The 16,362-nt window shown below is 67.9% G+C and carries 17 protein-coding genes; 15 read left to right on the top strand and 2 right to left on the bottom strand.

Annotated elements, in window-relative coordinates:
* Nucleotides 1-88: 88 nt before the first annotated feature.
* On the bottom strand, nucleotides 89-829 hold the full coding sequence (gene aqpZ / locus J8I33_RS25780; protein WP_050015977.1) for an aquaporin Z: 741 nt from the start codon (nucleotides 827-829) through the stop codon (nucleotides 89-91).
* A gap of 299 nt (nucleotides 830-1,128) precedes the next feature.
* On the opposite strand from aqpZ, the gene J8I33_RS25775 reads away from it, so the two are divergent.
* Nucleotides 1,129-1,425 (top strand): H-NS histone family protein, encoded by a 297-nt coding sequence (locus J8I33_RS25775; protein WP_006489320.1) that lies wholly within the window; start codon nucleotides 1,129-1,131, stop codon nucleotides 1,423-1,425.
* A gap of 102 nt (nucleotides 1,426-1,527) precedes the next feature.
* Here J8I33_RS25775 and J8I33_RS25770 read toward each other — a convergent pair whose 3' ends face one another.
* Entirely contained in the window at nucleotides 1,528-2,592 is a 1,065-nt protein-coding gene (locus J8I33_RS25770; RefSeq protein WP_050015987.1) for a glycosyltransferase family 4 protein, read from the bottom strand.
* Between the two features lie 666 nt (nucleotides 2,593-3,258).
* On the opposite strand from J8I33_RS25770, the gene flhD reads away from it, so the two are divergent.
* The 14 genes from flhD to J8I33_RS25700 all read left to right on the top strand — a co-directional run bounded on the left by flhD (nucleotide 3,259) and on the right by J8I33_RS25700 (nucleotide 16,359).
* Entirely contained in the window at nucleotides 3,259-3,579 is a 321-nt protein-coding gene (gene flhD, locus J8I33_RS25765) for a flagellar transcriptional regulator FlhD (protein WP_011350590.1), read from the top strand.
* 92 nt (nucleotides 3,580-3,671) lie between these two features.
* Nucleotides 3,672-4,226: a flagellar transcriptional regulator FlhC gene (flhC, locus tag J8I33_RS25760; RefSeq protein WP_050015993.1), complete on the top strand. Its 555-nt coding sequence runs from the start codon at nucleotides 3,672-3,674 to the stop codon at nucleotides 4,224-4,226.
* Between the two features lie 168 nt (nucleotides 4,227-4,394).
* Nucleotides 4,395-5,255 carry a flagellar motor stator protein MotA gene (gene motA / locus J8I33_RS25755; protein ID WP_050015994.1) on the top strand — a complete coding sequence of 287 codons (861 nt, stop codon included), beginning with the start codon at nucleotides 4,395-4,397 and terminating at the stop codon, nucleotides 5,253-5,255.
* Between the two features lie 13 nt (nucleotides 5,256-5,268).
* Nucleotides 5,269-6,288 (top strand): flagellar motor protein MotB, encoded by a 1,020-nt coding sequence (motB, locus tag J8I33_RS25750; RefSeq protein WP_050015998.1) that lies wholly within the window; start codon nucleotides 5,269-5,271, stop codon nucleotides 6,286-6,288.
* A 16-nt stretch (nucleotides 6,289-6,304) separates the two neighbouring features.
* Nucleotides 6,305-6,682, top strand: coding sequence for a response regulator (locus J8I33_RS25745; RefSeq protein ID WP_050016002.1), 378 nt, complete (start codon nucleotides 6,305-6,307; stop codon nucleotides 6,680-6,682).
* Nucleotides 6,683-6,715: 33 nt separating this feature from the next.
* Nucleotides 6,716-8,995, top strand: coding sequence for a chemotaxis protein CheA (gene cheA, locus J8I33_RS25740; RefSeq protein ID WP_209939387.1), 2,280 nt, complete (start codon nucleotides 6,716-6,718; stop codon nucleotides 8,993-8,995).
* A 48-nt stretch (nucleotides 8,996-9,043) separates the two neighbouring features.
* The gene (gene cheW, locus J8I33_RS25735; RefSeq protein WP_050016005.1) at nucleotides 9,044-9,562 is read left to right on the top strand and encodes a chemotaxis protein CheW; all 519 of its coding nucleotides are present in this window, start codon (nucleotides 9,044-9,046) and stop codon (nucleotides 9,560-9,562) included.
* Between the two features lie 37 nt (nucleotides 9,563-9,599).
* On the top strand, nucleotides 9,600-11,567 hold the full coding sequence (locus tag J8I33_RS25730; RefSeq protein WP_124556827.1) for a methyl-accepting chemotaxis protein: 1,968 nt from the start codon (nucleotides 9,600-9,602) through the stop codon (nucleotides 11,565-11,567).
* A 3-nt stretch (nucleotides 11,568-11,570) separates the two neighbouring features.
* Nucleotides 11,571-12,563 (top strand): CheR family methyltransferase, encoded by a 993-nt coding sequence (locus J8I33_RS25725; protein WP_050011815.1) that lies wholly within the window; start codon nucleotides 11,571-11,573, stop codon nucleotides 12,561-12,563.
* Nucleotides 12,560-13,297: a chemoreceptor glutamine deamidase CheD gene (cheD, locus tag J8I33_RS25720; RefSeq protein ID WP_050011816.1), complete on the top strand. Its 738-nt coding sequence runs from the start codon at nucleotides 12,560-12,562 to the stop codon at nucleotides 13,295-13,297. Before J8I33_RS25725 ends, cheD begins: the two co-directional genes overlap by 4 nt.
* Nucleotides 13,294-14,385 carry a chemotaxis response regulator protein-glutamate methylesterase gene (locus J8I33_RS25715; RefSeq protein WP_069618699.1) on the top strand — a complete coding sequence of 364 codons (1,092 nt, stop codon included), beginning with the start codon at nucleotides 13,294-13,296 and terminating at the stop codon, nucleotides 14,383-14,385. Before cheD ends, J8I33_RS25715 begins: the two co-directional genes overlap by 4 nt.
* Nucleotides 14,386-14,452: 67 nt before the next feature.
* Entirely contained in the window at nucleotides 14,453-14,848 is a 396-nt protein-coding gene (gene cheY / locus J8I33_RS25710) for a chemotaxis response regulator CheY (RefSeq protein WP_209939386.1), read from the top strand.
* Between the two features lie 2 nt (nucleotides 14,849-14,850).
* On the top strand, nucleotides 14,851-15,582 hold the full coding sequence (gene cheZ, locus J8I33_RS25705; protein WP_069618698.1) for a protein phosphatase CheZ: 732 nt from the start codon (nucleotides 14,851-14,853) through the stop codon (nucleotides 15,580-15,582).
* Nucleotides 15,583-15,855: 273 nt separating this feature from the next.
* Nucleotides 15,856-16,359: a DUF2844 domain-containing protein gene (locus J8I33_RS25700; RefSeq protein WP_050012090.1), complete on the top strand. Its 504-nt coding sequence runs from the start codon at nucleotides 15,856-15,858 to the stop codon at nucleotides 16,357-16,359.
* The last annotated feature ends 3 nt before the right edge of the window (nucleotides 16,360-16,362 follow it).

Below are 16,362 nucleotides of genomic sequence, written 5' to 3'. Positions count from 1 at the left end.
GGCGCCAGGGGCGCCCGTCGAAATTGCCTGCCTCGTGTTCTTCGACAGCGTGAGGCTCGCTGCTCTGCTCGCTTGACCCCGTAGTGTTTTATTCGCTTGTGCGAGCGGATGCGGGCAGCAGGCCGACGGCGTCGTCACGCCCGGCGACCAGCGGATAGATGATCCCGGCGAGTGCCGCGCCGATCAGCGGCGCGATCCAGAACAGCCAGAGCTGGCCGATCGCGTCGCCGCCGACGAACAGCGCCGGGCCGGTCGAGCGCGCCGGGTTCACCGACGTGTTGGTGACCGGAATCGAGATCAGGTGAATCAGCGTCAGGCACAGCCCGATCGCGATCGGCGCGAAGCCGGCCGGCGCGCGCTTGTCGGTCGCGCCGAGGATCACGAACAGGAAGAAGCCCGTCATCACGACCTCGCAGATGAACGCCGCGGCGAGCGAGTAGTGGCCGGGCGAGCGATCGCCGAAGCCGTTCGTCGCAAAGCCGCTGCCGACCACGTCGAAACCCGGCTTGCCGGTTGCGATCAGGTACAGGACGAACGCGCCGAGCGTCGCGCCGACGACCTGCGCGACGATGTACGGCGCGAGATCGCGTGCCGGGAAGCGGCCGGCGACCGTCAGGCCGACGCTGACCGCCGGATTCAGGTGGCAACCCGAGATGTGGCCGATTGCGAATGCCATCGTCAGCACGGTCAGGCCGAAGGCGAGTGCGACGCCGGCGAAGCCGATGCCGAGGCCCGGAAAGGCGGCGGCCAGCACGGCGCTTCCGCACCCGCCGAGCACCAGCCAGAACGTGCCGAATACCTCTGCAGCGAGACGCTGAGAAAGATTCATGTAAGGACCTCGTCCAGGTGGGTTGAAGACCCGGGGCGACGCAACGGATTTATTGCGCTACCGGGAATTGGTCTGGATTATAGGAAATGAATCGGGCCCGGGAGGGTAAACGATTGTTAAATTTGAATGGCTGGCGAATGCCTTTTATTAGAATAAGTCCGCATTCTCGATATAGGCGATTCGGTTAAAGATGGCAGCATTAATTTCGAAGGGCAGGGCGGCAGTGCGGATGACGTAACGGATGTTGGTGTCCCGGCTGGATTCGCCGGGGCCGCATCATCGAAAAGGGGAGTCGAAAAATGTCTCAATACGCGAAACTCAAGGCGCAGATCGCCGATCTGCAAGCCCAGGCGGACGACGTGCGGCGCCAGGAAGTGGCGGCGGTGATCGCCGATGTCCAGCGCATGATTGCCGAATATGGCCTGACGGCCCAGGATCTGGGCTTCGCGGAGCGAGCGCGGCGCGGGCGTCCGCCGAAGAAGGCGCCGCTGCCGCCGAAATACCGCGATCCGAAGTCGGGTGCAACCTGGAGCGGGCGCGGCAAGCCGCCGAATTGGATCGTCGGCAAAAACCGCGATCGTTTCCTGATCGAGTGACGGAAAGCCAAAAACAAAGAGCCGCATCGACGATGCGGCTCTTTGTTTTTGCGCGCCGATTTCCGCGCGGATTTACCGCCGATTTCCGCGCGGATTTCCGTGTCAGGCGCCCGCGACCCGGCGCAATGCCGGTTGCTTGGTGGCCGCGCAAAGCGATTCGTAGGTCTCGACGTAGCGCTGCGCCATCGCCTTCGAGCTGAAGCGCGTGTCGAAACGCGCGCGGATCGCGGTGCGCGACAGACTGTCGATCCGGTGCAGCGCGCCGACCGCGCCCTGCACGTCCTCGACGATGAAGCCGGTCACGCCGTCCTCGATCACTTCCGGCACCGAGCCGCGGTTGAACGCGACGACCGGCGTGCCGCAGGCCATCGCCTCGATCATCACCAGGCCGAACGGCTCCGGCCAGTCGATCGGGAACAGCAGCGCCTTCGCGCCGGACAGGAACGCGGGCTTTTGCGCTTCGTTGATCTCGCCGATGAATTCGACATGCGCCTGGCCGAGCAGCGGCTCGATCACTTCCTTGAAGTAGTCGGCGTCGGCCTTGTCGACCTTCGCGGCGATCTTCAGCGGCAGCCCGCTTTGCGCGGCGATCCGGATCGCGGTGTCGACACGCTTTTCGGGACAGATCCGGCCGAGGAACGCGAGGTATTCGGGCTTCACGTCCGGCTGCGGCGTGAGCAGCGTGTCGGGCAGCCCGTGGTACACGGTGCCGGCCCACGCGGCCTGCGGCAGCGGCTTGCGCTGGTTGTTCGAGATCGACACGACCGGCGAATCCGGGAACGCGTCGAACACCGGCTGCAGCTCCGGCAGGTCGAGACGGCCGTGCAGCGTCGTCACGTAGGGCGTGTCGAGGCGCGACATCAGCGGGAACGGCAGGTAGTCGAGGTGAAAGTGCAGCACGTCGAATTCGTGCGCGACCCGCGCGACCTGCTCGAGGAGCCGCATGTGGGGCGCCATCGAATCGCGGACCGACGGGTCGAGCCGCAGCGCGCGCGGCCACGCCGCCTCGAGACGGGCCGACGTGACGGAGTCGCCGCTGGCGAACAGCGTCACGTCGTGGCCGAGTTCGACGAGCGCCTCGGTGAGGTAGGACACGACTCGCTCGGTGCCGCCGTAGAGTTTCGGCGGAACGGCTTCGTAAAGCGGCGCGATCTGGGCAATTCGCATGGGGGTTTCTCCTGTGTCGATCCGAGCGCGCGACGGCGCCGATGCGGATCCCTTACAAGGTTGCGGAACTTGCCGACGCACGCGGTTCGCGATACGTGGCCGGGCCCTGGGCGGGGTGCGCGGAGCGCCGGACGGCAAGCTGCGGGGCGGGCCGGCACGGCTCGCGCCGCCGCCCATTGGAGTCCATTATCGATATCGCCCGGAGGGGTTCGAGTGTTTTTTCAAACACTTAAGGCTTGTTACACGATGAAATACGCGAAAACCCCGACAAAAAGGGCACGGAATCGCGAATCGCGACAGCCATAACTATTGTTGCGCTATCGTGAAAAACCACTATAATTTTTACCGATCCGATTGCCGGCGCCCTGCCGGCAAGCCTTACGCCACCGGCGCGACGGCGATCGGACCCTTTCGCAACCGAATCCGCGTTGCAACCCGTTTTCCCGATGGCTCCTTTCAATTCGCCTTGTCGGAAAAATTCCTACACGGTTTACAGACAAATCCTGCATGGCATACGCCACTTCGCTGATACCGACATAAATCCCGTTTGGCCAAAATTCGCCCTGTAAGACTATAAACGAGCCGACTGAGCGCCCAGTGCGCGCTGATCGAGCAAACGTTTTCATAACATGAATGGCCAAAGCACAGCTTTTTAACGGGGGAATCATGAGCGCTACCAGTGAAATGCTCAGTGAGATCAAAGAGGTCAACCTGTCGTACCTCCTCCTCGCGCAGCGACTGCTGCGGGAAGACAAGGCGATGGGCATGTTTCGCATGGGCATTTCCCAGGAACTCGCCGACGTGCTCGCCAACCTCACGCTCGCCCAGACCGTGAAGCTGGCCGCGTCGAACCAGATGCTGTGCCGCTTCCGCTTCGATGATCACGCGCTGCTGTCGTCGCTCGCCGACAAGGGCCGCAGCGATGTCGTCGCGCACGCCCACTCGGCCATCCTGATGGCCGGGCAGCAGGTCGAAGGCGTCCGCTGATCCATCCCGCCTTGCGTGTGTCCCGGCGTGCCGCGCCGGCCGGCAGCGTATTGGCCATTCATTCGCATAACGTCAAGCGGACGGTTATCACCATGGCAAGCAAAAGCGTCGTGATCGAGGTGAAGGAAATCACCCTCGCCATCGAACTCATCGAACTGGGCGCCCGGCTGCAGCTGCTGGAGGCGGAGACGAGCCTGTCGCGGGACCGTCTGATCAAGCTGTACAAGGAACTGAAGGGCGTATCGCCGCCGAAGGGGATGCTGCCGTTCTCGACCGACTGGTTCATGACGTGGCAGCCGAACATCCACTCGTCGCTGTTCTACAACATGTATCGGTTCATGCAGGACCACGGCCGCTGCGACCCGATCCAGTCGATCGTGAAGGCGTACCGGCTGTATCTGGAGCACGTGAACCTGTCCGGCGACGAGGCCGCGCTGAGCCTCACGCGGGCGTGGACGCTGGTGCGCTTCTTCGATTCGGGGATGCTGCAGATGACGCCGTGCACGCGCTGCGGCGGCCACTTCGTCGCCCATGCGCATGATCCGCATCAAGGTTTCGTGTGCGGCCTGTGCCAGCCGCCGTCGCGCGCCGGCAAGACCCGCAAGGCCGCCGCCGCGCGCGCCGAACTGGCCGCCGCCGTGGCCTGAGCTCGGCCGGGCGGGCCGCGAGCGACGTCCGCGCGCCGTGCGAATCGTCCACGCATTGCTGGTAAACACCGTCGGGCTGCCGCCGGGCGGCCGCGAAAGTTTTCCTGCCGACTGCCGTAAACCTGTTTAACGGCGGTCTTCCCGCCGGTCTTTCGTGAGGGACAGGCAGTGCTGATTATCGTGGGAACACTCGTGACGCTGTTGTCCGTCTTCGGCGGTTATGCGCTGGCAGGCGGGCATCTGGGCGCGCTGATCCAGCCCATCGAGATCCTGATGATCGTGGGCGCCGGCGTCGGCGCGTTCATCCTCGGCAACGGCGGCAAGACCATCAAGGCCACGCTGCGCGTGCTGCCGACGCTCTTCAAGGGCTCGAAATACACGAAGGACGTGTATATGGAGCTGATGGCGCTTCTTTACGTGCTGCTCGCGAAGGCACGCAAGGAGGGCACGCTGACGCTCGAGGCCGACATCGACGATCCGGAAAAGAGCCCGATCTTCACGCAATACCCGAAGATCCTCGCCGATCACCACATCGTCGAATTCCTGACCGACTACCTGCGCCTGATGGTGGGCGGCAACATGAACGCGTTCGAGATCGAAAGCCTGATGGACGAGGAGATCGAGACGCACCACACGGAAGGCGAAGGCCCCGCGCACGCGCTGATGCGCGTCGGCGACGCGATGCCGGCGTTCGGGATCGTCGCGGCCGTGATGGGCGTCGTGCACACGATGGCGTCGGCCGACAAGCCGCCCGCGGTGCTCGGCGCGATGATCGCGCAGGCGCTGGTCGGCACGTTCCTCGGGATCCTGCTGTCGTACGGGCTGATCGGGCCGCTCGCGAGCCTCGCGGAGCAGCGGGTGGCCGAGTCGACCAAGATGTTCCAGTGCATCAAGGTGACGATCCTCGCGACGCTGAACGGCTATGCGCCGGCGATCGCGGTCGAGTTCGGCCGCAAGGTGCTGTTCTCGACCGAGCGTCCGTCGTTCTCCGAGCTCGAAGAGCACGTGCGCCGCGTGAAGGCCAAGTGAGGCGGAGCGAACGATGAGCAAGAGCAAGGATCGCGCGATCGTCGTCAAGCGGGTGGCCCCGGCGAAGAAGGGCCACCACGGCGGCGCATGGAAGCTCGCGTACGCGGACTTCATGACCGCGATGATGGCGTTCTTCCTGCTGATGTGGCTGCTGAGCTCGGTCACGCCGGTGCAGCTGAAGGGGATCGCCGAATATTTCAACATGCCGCTGAAGGCCGCGATTCTCGGCAGCGGCGACCGCAGCTCGCAGGATTCCAGCATCATCAACGGCGGCGGCCGCGACCTGTCGAGCACGGATGCCGGCACGCTGCGCCGCACCGACGGCACGACGTCGCTCGCCGAGCGCCTCGCGAAGGCGGGCGACGAGCATTCGCGGTCGCAGGCGGAGGGCGCACAGGACCGGCTCGAGCAGACGCGCCTGCACGACCTGCAGATCAAGCTGATGGCCGCGATCGAGGCCAATCCGACGCTGCGCCAGTTCAAGCAGCAGATCCGCATCGATTCGACGCTGATGGGGCTGCGCATCGAGATCGTCGATTCGCAGAAGCGGCCGATGTTCGCGATGTCGAGCGACCACGTCGAGCCGTACATGCGCGACATCCTGCGCGAGATCGGCAAGACGCTGAACGACGTGCCGAACCGGATCATCGTCCAGGGCCACACCGACGCCGTGCCGTACGCGGGCGGCGAGGGCGGCTACAGCAACTGGGAGCTGTCGGCCGATCGCGCGAACGCATCGCGCCGCGAGCTGATCTCCGGCGGCATGGACGAGGCGAAAGTGCTGCGCGTGCTGGGCCTCGCGTCGACGCAGAACCTGAACAAGGCCGATCCGCTCGATCCGGAAAACCGCCGGATCAGCGTGATCGTGCTGAATCGCAAATCCGAAGAAGCGCTGATGCGCGACGACGCGACGACGACGACGCTGTCCGCCGACGCGGCCGGCTCGAAGCTGCTCGCGCAGCAGCTCGGCGGCCCGACGCCGGCGGCGCGCCCGGTCGTGGCGAGCGCCGTCGCCGTGGCGCCGAAACCCTGACGTTTCCGAGACAGACATGATCCGAACCATTCTCGCCATCGACGACTCCGCGACCATGCGTGCGCTGCTGCAGGCCACGCTGGCGCAGGCCGGCTACGACGTGACGGTGGCGCCGGACGGCGAAGCCGGCTTCGACATGGCGGCGACGACGCCGTACGACCTGGTCCTGACCGACCAGAACATGCCGCGCAAGAGCGGGCTCGAGGTGATCGCCGCGCTGCGCAAGCTGACCGCGTACGCGGACACGCCGATCCTTATCCTGACGACCGAAGGCAGCGACGCGTTCAAGGACGCCGCACGCGACGCGGGTGCGACCGGCTGGATCGAAAAGCCGATCGACCCGGGCGTGCTGGTCGACCTGGTCGCCACGCTGTCCGAGCCGGCTGCCTCCTGACATGAACGCGACGATTTCAACCGGTGACCGGGCATGACTCTCGACATCACTCAGTTCTACCAGACCTTTTTCGACGAAGCGGACGAGCTGCTCGCGCAGATGGAGCAGCTGCTGCTGAACCTCGACGTCGATGCGCCCGATCCCGAGGATCTGGCGGCGATCTTCCGCGCCGCGCATTCGATCAAGGGCGGCGCGGCGACGTTCGGCTTTTCCGCGCTGACCGATACGACGCACATCCTCGAATCGCTGCTCGACCGTGCGCGCAACCATGAGCTGACGCTGACCAAGGAGATGGTCGACGCGTTCCTGGAAACCAAGGACGTGCTGTCCGACCAGCTCGTCGACTACCGCGCGAGCGCCGAGCCGGACGCGGCCGCCGCCGCGGCGATCTGCGCGAAGCTCGAACGGCTGAAGGCCGAAAGCGGTGCGGGCGCGCCTGCGCCGGCCGCGCCTACGCCGGCCGCGCCTACGCCGGCCGCGCCGGTTGCCGCCGCCGTCGCGCCGGCTGCCGCGCCCGCCGTCGGCGACGACCGGGCGCCCGACCATGTGGTCGAGCAGGCCGTCGCGGCCGCGCATCCGGCGGCCGACGCCGATGCCGGCGCCGACGGCCCGCACCTGAAGATCACGCTGGTCGGCGTCGACGCGAAGGACCAGGCGCTGCTCACCGAAGAACTCGGCAACCTCGGCCGGATCGTCGGCCGCGAGGAAGTGGGCGCGGACCTGACGCTGTGGGTCGAATCGGACGTGCCGTCCGACGACATCGTCGCGGTGTGCTGCTTCGTGATCGACGAAAGCCAGATCCGCGTCGGGCGCGGCACGGCGCCGGCTGCCCAGGCGGCGCCGGCCGTCGCGCCGGCCGCCGCGGCCGTGACTGCTGAAGCTGCCGAACCGGCCGCCGCCGCGCAGCCCGCGCGCGTCGAGGTGTTCGCGCCGCAGGCCGCCGCGCCGCAACCGGCTGCCGCGGCGCCCGCTACGGCTCCGGCCGCCGCAGTGCAACCGCAGTCGCAACCCCCCGCTCAACCGCAGCCGGCCGATCACGCGGCGCCGGCCGCCGCCGCGCATCACGACGACAAGCGCGCGCGCCCGGCCGCCGCGGCGGCAGGCGGCGCCGAAGGCAGCTCGATCCGCGTCGGCGTCGAGAAGGTCGACCAACTGATCAACCTCGTCGGCGAACTGGTGATCACGCAGGCGATGCTGGCCGAGACGGCCAGCGCGTTCGATCCGGCGCTGCACGACCGCCTGTTCAACGGGATGGCGCAGCTCGAGCGCAACGCGCGCGACCTGCAGGAAGCGGTGATGTCGATCCGCATGATGCCGATGGACTACGTGTTCAGCCGCTTCCCGCGGCTCGTGCGCGACCTCGCCGGCAAGCTCGGCAAGCAGGTCGAACTGGTCACGTTCGGCCAGGCGACCGAACTCGACAAGAGCCTGATCGAACGGATCATCGATCCGCTCACGCACCTGGTGCGCAACAGCCTCGACCACGGGATCGAAACCGTCGACAAGCGCGTCGCCGCCGGCAAGGATGCGGTCGGCCAGCTCGTGCTGTCGGCCGCGCATCACGGCGGCAACATCGTGATCGAGGTGAGCGACGACGGCGCGGGCCTGAATCGCGAGCGGATTCTCGCGAAGGCCGTGAAGCAGGGCATGCAGATCTCCGAGAACATCAGCGACGACGAAGTGTGGCAGCTGATCTTCGCGCCGGGCTTTTCGACCGCCGAGACGGTGACCGACGTGTCGGGCCGCGGCGTCGGGATGGACGTCGTGAAGCGCAACATCCAGTCGATGGGCGGCCACGTCGAGATCTCGTCGCAGGCGGGCCGCGGCACGACCACGCGGATCGTGCTGCCGCTCACGCTCGCGATCCTCGACGGGATGTCGGTCAAGGTGGGCAGCGAGATCTTCATCCTGCCGCTGAACTTCGTGATGGAGTCGCTGCAGCCGTCGAACGACGACATCTACACGGTCGGCAACGGCGAACGCGTGGTGCGCGTGCGCGGCGAATACCTGCCGCTCGTCGCGCTGCACGAGGTGTTCTCGGTCGACGACGCGCGCACCGACCCGACGCAGGGGATCGTCACGATCATGGAAACCGAGGGGCGTCGTTTCGCGATGCTGATCGACGAACTGGTCGGCCAGCAGCAGGTGGTCGTGAAGAACCTCGAAACCAACTACCGCAAGGTGCACGGCATCTCGGCGGCGACCATCCTCGGCGACGGCAGCGTCGCGCTGATCGTCGACGTCGCGGCGCTGAACCGCGAAACCCGTGCGATGCACGGCGCCCGAGCCGGCGCCGAGCTCGCCGTCTTCTGACTCTCGCCATTCAACCGATTGGGGGCAAACGTGTCTGCTGAAGTCCAAATGATCAATACGGCCGCGGCGAATGCGGCGGCGACCAGCCGCCGCGACGCCGAACACGGCGATGCGACGGGCCAGGAATTTCTCGTCTTCACGCTCGGCGACGAGGAATACGGGATCGACATCCTGAAAGTGCAGGAAATCCGCGGCTACGACAGCGTCACGCGGATCGCGAACGCGCCCGAGTTCATCAAGGGCGTGATCAACCTGCGCGGGATCATCGTGCCGATCGTCGACATGCGGATCAAGTTCCACCTGGGCCGCGTCGAGTACGACCACCAGACCGTCGTGATCATCCTGAACGTGTCGAACCGCGTGGTCGGGATGGTGGTCGACGGCGTGTCGGACGTGCTGACGCTGCAGACCGACCAGATCATGCCGGCGCCGGAATTCGGCGCGACGCTGACGACCGAGTACCTGACGGGCCTCGGCACGGTCGACGGCCGGATGCTGATCCTGATGGACATCGAGAAGCTGATGTCGAGCCGGGAAATGGCGCTGATCGAGACGCTCGGCGGGTAAGCGCGCCGCGCGCGCAGCAATTTCGGGAGAATCTGCAATGTTGCATAACTGGTCGATCCGCACGACGCTCACGGCGGTCGGACTCATCCTCGTGTGCCTGACCGCCGCGGTCGGCGGGCTCGGCCTCTACGCGCTCGATCACGCGAGCCGCTCGCTCGACGAGATCGCGCACGTCGACCTGCCGGCGATCCACACGCTCGACGACACGGCCGCGCAGCTGCTGCGCTCGCGCGTCGCGCTCGATCGCTTTCGTACGCTGACCGAAGGCGGCAATGCGGCCGACGCGGCGAAGGTGCTCGACCGCGCGCAGGAGCTGTATGCGAAGTCGAACCAGAACTGGCAGGCGTTCCAGTCGACGCCGAAGCTCGGGGTCGATCAGGCGCTGCTCGACGAGCTCGCCGCACGCTACACGACGATCGTGAAGGAAGGCGTCGAGCCCGAGTTCGCCGCGGCGCGCGCGGGCGACATGGCCGCGTACCACGCGGTCGCGGACACGAAGATCAGCCCGATGTTCGTCGCGTTCGACCAGACGGCGGCGGCCGTGATCGCCGCGCTGCAGAAGCGCGCGCAAGACCGTCAGACCGAGACGCAGTCGCAGATCTCGATGATGATCGCGCTGATCGCGGCCGGCATCGCGATCGCGTTCGTCGTCGTGATCGCGATCCGCTTCGTGCTGCGCGGGCTGATCGTCCAGCCGATCGAGGACGCGATCGCGCATTTCGAGCGCATTGCCGGCGGCGACCTCACGCAGCCGGTGAACGCCTCCAGCACGAACGAGATCGGCCGCCTGTTCGGCGGCATCAAGCGGATGCAGGACGCCGTCACGACGATGGTGCAGGCCGTGCATCGCGGCACCGAATCGATCGACGTCGGCGCGCGCGAGATCGCGACCGGCAACATCGACCTGTCGCAGCGCACCGAGGAGCAGGCCGCGTCGCTGCAGGAAACCGCGTCGAGCATGGAGCAACTGACGGGCACCGTGCGGCAGAACGCGGAGAACGCGCGGCAGGCGAGCCAGCTCGCGGTGAACGCGTCGGACATCGCGACCCAGGGCGGCGACGTGGTCGGCCAGGTCGTGTCGACGATGCAGGACATCGCGGCGAGCTCGGGCAAGGTCGTCGACATCATCGGCACGATCGAAGGGATCGCGTTCCAGACCAACATCCTCGCGTTGAACGCGGCCGTCGAAGCCGCGCGGGCCGGCGAGCAGGGCCGCGGCTTCGCGGTGGTCGCGGGCGAGGTGCGCTCGCTCGCGCAGCGCAGCGCGAGCGCCGCGAAGGAAATCAAGCAGCTGATCGGCGATTCGGCCGAGAAGGTCGACAGCGGGTCGGCGCTCGTCGCGCGCGCCGGCTCGACGATGGAAGAGATCGTGCAGGCCGTGCGCCGCGTGACCGACATCATGGGCGAGATCAGCGCCGCGTCCGACGAGCAGTCGACCGGCATCGAGCAGGTCAATCGCGCGGTCGGCCAGATGGATGCGGTCACGCAGCAGAACGCGGCGCTCGTCGAGCAGGCGGCGGCCGCGGCCGCGTCGCTCGAGGAGCAGACGCGCCAGATGAAGGCGATCGTGTCGGGCTGGCGCGTCGCGGGCGGCATCGCGCTCGCGCCGGCGCGCAGCGTCGCGCGGCCGGTCGCGCACGAACCGGCGGCGCTGCCGTCGGCGTCGCGCCACGATGCGCCGGTCGCCGCGCTGCCGGCGCCGCAGGCTGCGGCCCAACCGGCGGCACGGCGCGCCGCGCCGGCGTCGCGTGCGGCTGCCTCGGGCGCCGCGGCCGCCGCGTCCGAACCGACGCGTGCGGCCGAGGCCGCCGCGCGGACGCAGAAGGATGCACCGGCCGCCCGTGGCGCCGCCGCCGCGGGCGGCTATGGCCCGCGTCTCGCGAAGACGGCCGCGCCGGCGGACAAGCCGGCCGCGAAGCCCGCGCTCGTGCGCCCGGCGCTGAACGGCGAGAAGCCGGCGCTGGCGTCAGCCGGCGCGTCCGACGACGACTGGGAGACCTTCTAAGCCATGCAGCACGCGCGCGCGCCGTTTCGACCCGATGCACCGGATGCCTCGCCTCGCGCGGGCGAGCCGGGGCGCGACTTCGCGTTCACCGGTGCGGATTTCGCACGCATCCGCGCGCTGATCCATCAACGCGCGGGCATCTCGCTGTCCGAGCACAAGCGCGACATGGCCTATAGCCGGCTCGCGCGACGGCTGCGGGCGCGCGGCCTCGACACGTTCCGCGACTACCTCGACCTGCTCGAGCAGGAAGACGATCCGCTCGAATGGGAAGCGTTCACCAACGCGCTGACCACCAACCTGACCGCGTTTTTCCGCGAGTCGCACCATTTCCCGATCCTGGCGGAATTCGTGAAATCGCGGCCGGCGCCGGTCTCGGTCTGGTGCTCGGCGGCGTCGACCGGCGAGGAGCCGTACTCGATCGCGATCACGCTGATCGAGGCGCTCGGCGACGCGGCCGCGCGCAGCGCGACGATCCTCGCGACCGATCTCGACACGCAGGTGCTCGCGAAGGCCGAAGCCGGCATCTACACGTACGACCAGGTCAAGCACCTGTCGCCGGAGCGGCTCAAGCGCTTCTTCCTGAAGGGCACGGGCGCGCAGGCCGGCCGCGTGAAGGTGCGCCCCGAGCTGCGCGCGATGATCCGCTTCGAGCAGCTGAACCTGACCGATGCGGACTACGGGATCGCGAAGCCGTTCGACGCGATCTTCTGCCGCAACGTGATGATCTATTTCGACAAGCCGACGCAGGGGCAGGTGCTGTCGCGCTTCGAGCCGCTCGTGAAGCCGGGCGGGCTGCTGTTCGCCGGCCATTCGGAGAACTTCACGTACGTGACGCAGGCGTTCCGGCTGCGCGGGCAGACGGTGTACGAACTGACGCGCGACGCCGAGCAGGGTGCGCGCTCGCGCGGCGCGCAGGCGAGCGCGGCGGCCGCGATGCCGTCGCCCGCGCGCGCGCGGGCCGCAGGCGGCGCGCCGGCTCTTGGAGAGCGCGGATGAGCGCACTGCCGATCGCGACCAATCGCTACTTCGACAACCACTTCGAGCGCCCCGGCGTGAAGCTGTTGCCGAACGAGTTCTACACGACCGCCGAGGACATGGTGCTGATGACCGTGCTCGGCTCGTGCGTCGCCGCGTGCCTGCACGACCCGTACGCGGGCATCGGCGGGATGAACCATTTCATGCTGCCGGACGACGGCGCCGATCCGGGCGCGGCCGCGTCGGAATCGATGCGCTACGGCGCGTATGCGATGGAAGTGCTGATCAACGAGCTGATCAAGGCCGGCGGGCGCCGCGAGCGCTTCGAGGCGAAGGTGTTCGGCGGCGCGGCCGTGCTGGCCGGGATGACGACGATCAACATCGGCGATCGCAACGCGGATTTCGTGCGCCGCTATCTGGCGCTCGAGCGCATCCGCATCACCGCGGAAGACCTGCAGGGCGTGCATCCGCGCAAGGTCGCGTTCATGCCGCACAGCGGGCGCGCGATGGTGAAGAAACTGCGGCTGCAGGTGCCGGGCGTGACCGAGCGCGAAGCCGCGCTCGCGCGCGAGGCCGAGCGCGCCCGTCGCGCGCACGTCGAGCTGTTTGCCGCGAAGCGGCCTGCCGCGCCGCAGCCGGCGCGTCCGCGCATCGAGCTGTTCGGCGGGCGCGGCGCCGCGCCGGCCGGCGGCGGTAGCGCGGCCGCAGCCGCCGCCGCGCGGACGGCGACCCTATCAAGAAAGCAGGAGGCATGACCGCAGTGCAGAAGATCAAAGTGTTGTGCGTCGACGATTCGGCGCTGATCCGCAGCCTGATGACCGAGATCATCAACAGCCAGCCCGACATGACGGTGGTCGCGACCGCGCCCGATCCGCTCGTCGCGCGCGAGCTCATCAAGCAGCACAACCCCGACGTGCTCACGCTCGACGTCGAAATGCCGCGCATGGACGGGCTCGACTTCCTCGAGAAGCTGATGCGCCTGCGGCCGATGCCGGTCGTGATGGTGTCGTCGCTGACCGAGCGCGGCTCCGAAATCACGCTGCGCGCGCTCGAACTCGGCGCGGTGGATTTCGTCACGAAGCCGCGCGTCGGGATTCGCGACGGGATGCTCGACTACGCGGAGAAGCTCGCGGACAAGATCCGCGCGGCGTCGCGCGCGCGCGTGCGCCAGGCGCCGCAGCCGCAGGCCGTCGCGCGCACGGCGGACAGCGCCGCGGCCGCGCCGATGATCAACAACCCGCTCGTCAGTACCGAGAAGCTGATCATCATCGGCGCGTCGACGGGCGGCACCGAGGCGATCCGCGAAGTGCTGACGCCGCTGCCGCCGGACGCGCCGGCCGTGCTGATCGCGCAGCACATGCCGCCGGGCTTCACGAAATCGTTCGCGCAGCGGCTGAACGGCCTGTGCCGGATCGCGGTGAAGGAAGCCGAGCACGGCGAACGCGTGCTGCCGGGCCATGCGTACATCGCGCCGGGCCATGCGCACCTGTTGCTCGCGAGAAGCGGCGCGAACTATATTGCGCAACTGTCGGACGAGCCGCCGGTGAACCGGCACCGCCCGTCGGTCGACGTGCTGTTCCGCTCGGCGGCGACGCATGCGGGCAAGAACGCGATCGGCGTGATCCTCACCGGGATGGGCCGCGACGGCGCGGCCGGCCTGCTGGAAATGAAACGCGCGGGCGCTTACACGTTCGCGCAGGACGAGGCGAGCTGCATCGTGTTCGGAATGCCGCGCGAGGCGATCGCGCTCGGCGGGGCGGACGAGGTCGTGCCGCTCGCCGACATGAGCCGCCGCGTGATGGCGCGTCTGGCGACGATGGGCGACCGCGTGCAGCGCGTGTGAATGGACTGTCACGGGGCGCGTGACACGATACGCGTCCCGACACAAACGAATCTGGAAAGGAACGACGATGGACAAGAGCATGAAAATCCTGGTGGTGGACGATTTCCCGACGATGCGCCGGATCGTCCGCAACCTGCTCAAGGAACTGGGCTACACGAACGTCGATGAGGCCGAGGACGGCGCGGCCGGCCTCGCGCGGCTGCGCGGCGGCGGCTTCGACTTCGTGATCTCGGACTGGAACATGCCGAACCTCGACGGTCTCGCGATGCTCAAGGAGATCCGCGCGGACGCGATGCTCACGCATCTGCCGGTGCTGATGGTCACGGCCGAGTCGAAGAAGGAGAACATCATCGCGGCCGCGCAGGCCGGTGCGAGCGGCTACGTCGTGAAACCGTTCACGGCCGCGACGCTCGACGAGAAGCTGAACAAGATCATCGACAAGATGGCCAAGGCCGGGAGCTGAACGTGAACGAGCCGATCCATGCGGCGCTTGCCGGCGCGGCGGTCAATGCCGACGGCCATGCCGAAGGCGCCGATTACGCGAGCGACCGGATCCTCGCGCGCATCGGCCACGTCACGCGCACGCTGCGCGATTCGATGCGCGAGCTCGGGCTCGACAAGCATGTCGAGCGCGCGGCGGAAGCCGTGCCCGATGCGCGCGACCGGCTGCGCTACGTCGCGACGATGACCGAACAGGCCGCGGTGCGCGTGCTGAATGCGATCGAGATCGCGAAGCCGATGCAGGAGCGCGTGCAGAACGAGGCCGAGGCGCTTGACGCACGCTGGGCGCAGTGGTACGCCGCGCCGATCGAGCACGCGGAAGTGCGCGAGCTGATGGACGACACGCGGGCGTTCCTGCGCACGCTGCCCGAATCGACGGCGGCGACCCGCGCACAACTGCTCGAGATCATGCTTGCGCAGGATTTCCAGGATCTGACGGGGCAGGTGATCAAGAAGATCATGGACATGGTCTACCTGATCGAGCAGCAGCTCCTCACCGTGCTCGTCGAGAACATCGCGCCGGAGCGGCGCGAGCAGTTCGCGGCCACCGCGGCGGCATTCGCGGCCGAAGCGATGAGCGCGACCGGCAGCCCCGAATCGCTGCTGAACGGCCCGCAGATCGCGCCGGAAGGCAAATCCGACGTCGTTCAGGACCAGGGGCAGGTCGACGACCTGCTCGCGAGCCTCGGCTTCTGATCCTGCCGGTGCGCATCGCGCGTCCCATTGCCGGGCGCCCCGTTCCGCGGGGCCGGCCGACGCGCGCATGCCCCGTTCCCGCCTCGTTTCCCCTCGCCCGGCGCCGCTGCGCGGCGCAGCGTGATCCTGCGTCGAATTGACACTTCGACACACTCCGCAGGCATACTACGCGTCAGCAGCAACGTAGCGTCATTCGTACGATTCATCAGTGGGCAGACGGCGCGGGCCGATGGCGGCGCCGTCGGCACCGAAGCCAGTCCCTTGGGGGGGAACGTGAAGCTGAAACGCTTGGGCTGGACCGTCGCGCACGCGACGGCTGCAATGGGTGTGCTGTGGGCCGTCCACGCACACGCGGAACTGGGCGGCGCGCCGATGTCGCCGCCGGCGGACGATCAGGCCGCCACCGTGCGCGCGCTGCAGCGCGCGATGCGCTCGGCGGACGGCGTGCAGACGAGCACGGCCGCCTATACCGTCCGCGAGATCACGCTCGGATCGGGCACCGTCATCCACGAATACACGTCGGCCGCCGGCAGCGTGTTCGGCCTCGCGTGGCGCGGGCCGACGATGCCGGATCTCGCGTCGCTGCTCGGCAGCTATTTCCCGCAGTACACCGCCGGCGTCCAGGCGGCGCACCGGGCGCGCGGCTGGCGTGCGCCGGTGGCCGTCGAGACGAGCGGCCTCGTGATCCGGACGGGCGGCCACATGGGCGCCTTCTCCGGCCAGGCATGGCTGCCGTCGGCGCTGCCGACCGGCGTGGCCGGCACCGATATCCAGTGACAG

This window comes from Burkholderia sp. AcTa6-5 (assembly GCF_017815075.1).
GTDB classification, from domain to species: Bacteria; Pseudomonadota; Gammaproteobacteria; order Burkholderiales; family Burkholderiaceae; genus Burkholderia; species Burkholderia sola.
This window is presented reverse-complemented; position numbering and strand designations above follow the sequence as displayed.

What these genes read in the sequence shown, in the direction of transcription:
- aqpZ (WP_050015977.1), bottom strand. Translation starts at nt 829, where the DNA reads ATGAATCTTTCTCAGCGTCTCGCTGCAGAGGTATTCGGCACGTTCTGG.
- J8I33_RS25775 (WP_006489320.1), top strand. Translation starts at nt 1,129, where the DNA reads ATGTCTCAATACGCGAAACTCAAGGCGCAGATCGCCGATCTGCAAGCC.
- J8I33_RS25770 (WP_050015987.1), bottom strand. Translation starts at nt 2,592, where the DNA reads ATGCGAATTGCCCAGATCGCGCCGCTTTACGAAGCCGTTCCGCCGAAA.
- flhD (WP_011350590.1), top strand. Translation starts at nt 3,259, where the DNA reads ATGAGCGCTACCAGTGAAATGCTCAGTGAGATCAAAGAGGTCAACCTG.
- flhC (WP_050015993.1), top strand. Translation starts at nt 3,672, where the DNA reads ATGGCAAGCAAAAGCGTCGTGATCGAGGTGAAGGAAATCACCCTCGCC.
- motB (WP_050015998.1), top strand. Translation starts at nt 5,269, where the DNA reads ATGAGCAAGAGCAAGGATCGCGCGATCGTCGTCAAGCGGGTGGCCCCG.
- J8I33_RS25745 (WP_050016002.1), top strand. Translation starts at nt 6,305, where the DNA reads ATGATCCGAACCATTCTCGCCATCGACGACTCCGCGACCATGCGTGCG.
- cheA (WP_209939387.1), top strand. Translation starts at nt 6,716, where the DNA reads ATGACTCTCGACATCACTCAGTTCTACCAGACCTTTTTCGACGAAGCG.
- cheW (WP_050016005.1), top strand. Translation starts at nt 9,044, where the DNA reads ATGATCAATACGGCCGCGGCGAATGCGGCGGCGACCAGCCGCCGCGAC.
- J8I33_RS25730 (WP_124556827.1), top strand. Translation starts at nt 9,600, where the DNA reads ATGTTGCATAACTGGTCGATCCGCACGACGCTCACGGCGGTCGGACTC.
- J8I33_RS25725 (WP_050011815.1), top strand. Translation starts at nt 11,571, where the DNA reads ATGCAGCACGCGCGCGCGCCGTTTCGACCCGATGCACCGGATGCCTCG.
- cheD (WP_050011816.1), top strand. Translation starts at nt 12,560, where the DNA reads ATGAGCGCACTGCCGATCGCGACCAATCGCTACTTCGACAACCACTTC.
- J8I33_RS25715 (WP_069618699.1), top strand. Translation starts at nt 13,294, where the DNA reads ATGACCGCAGTGCAGAAGATCAAAGTGTTGTGCGTCGACGATTCGGCG.
- cheY (WP_209939386.1), top strand. Translation starts at nt 14,453, where the DNA reads ATGGACAAGAGCATGAAAATCCTGGTGGTGGACGATTTCCCGACGATG.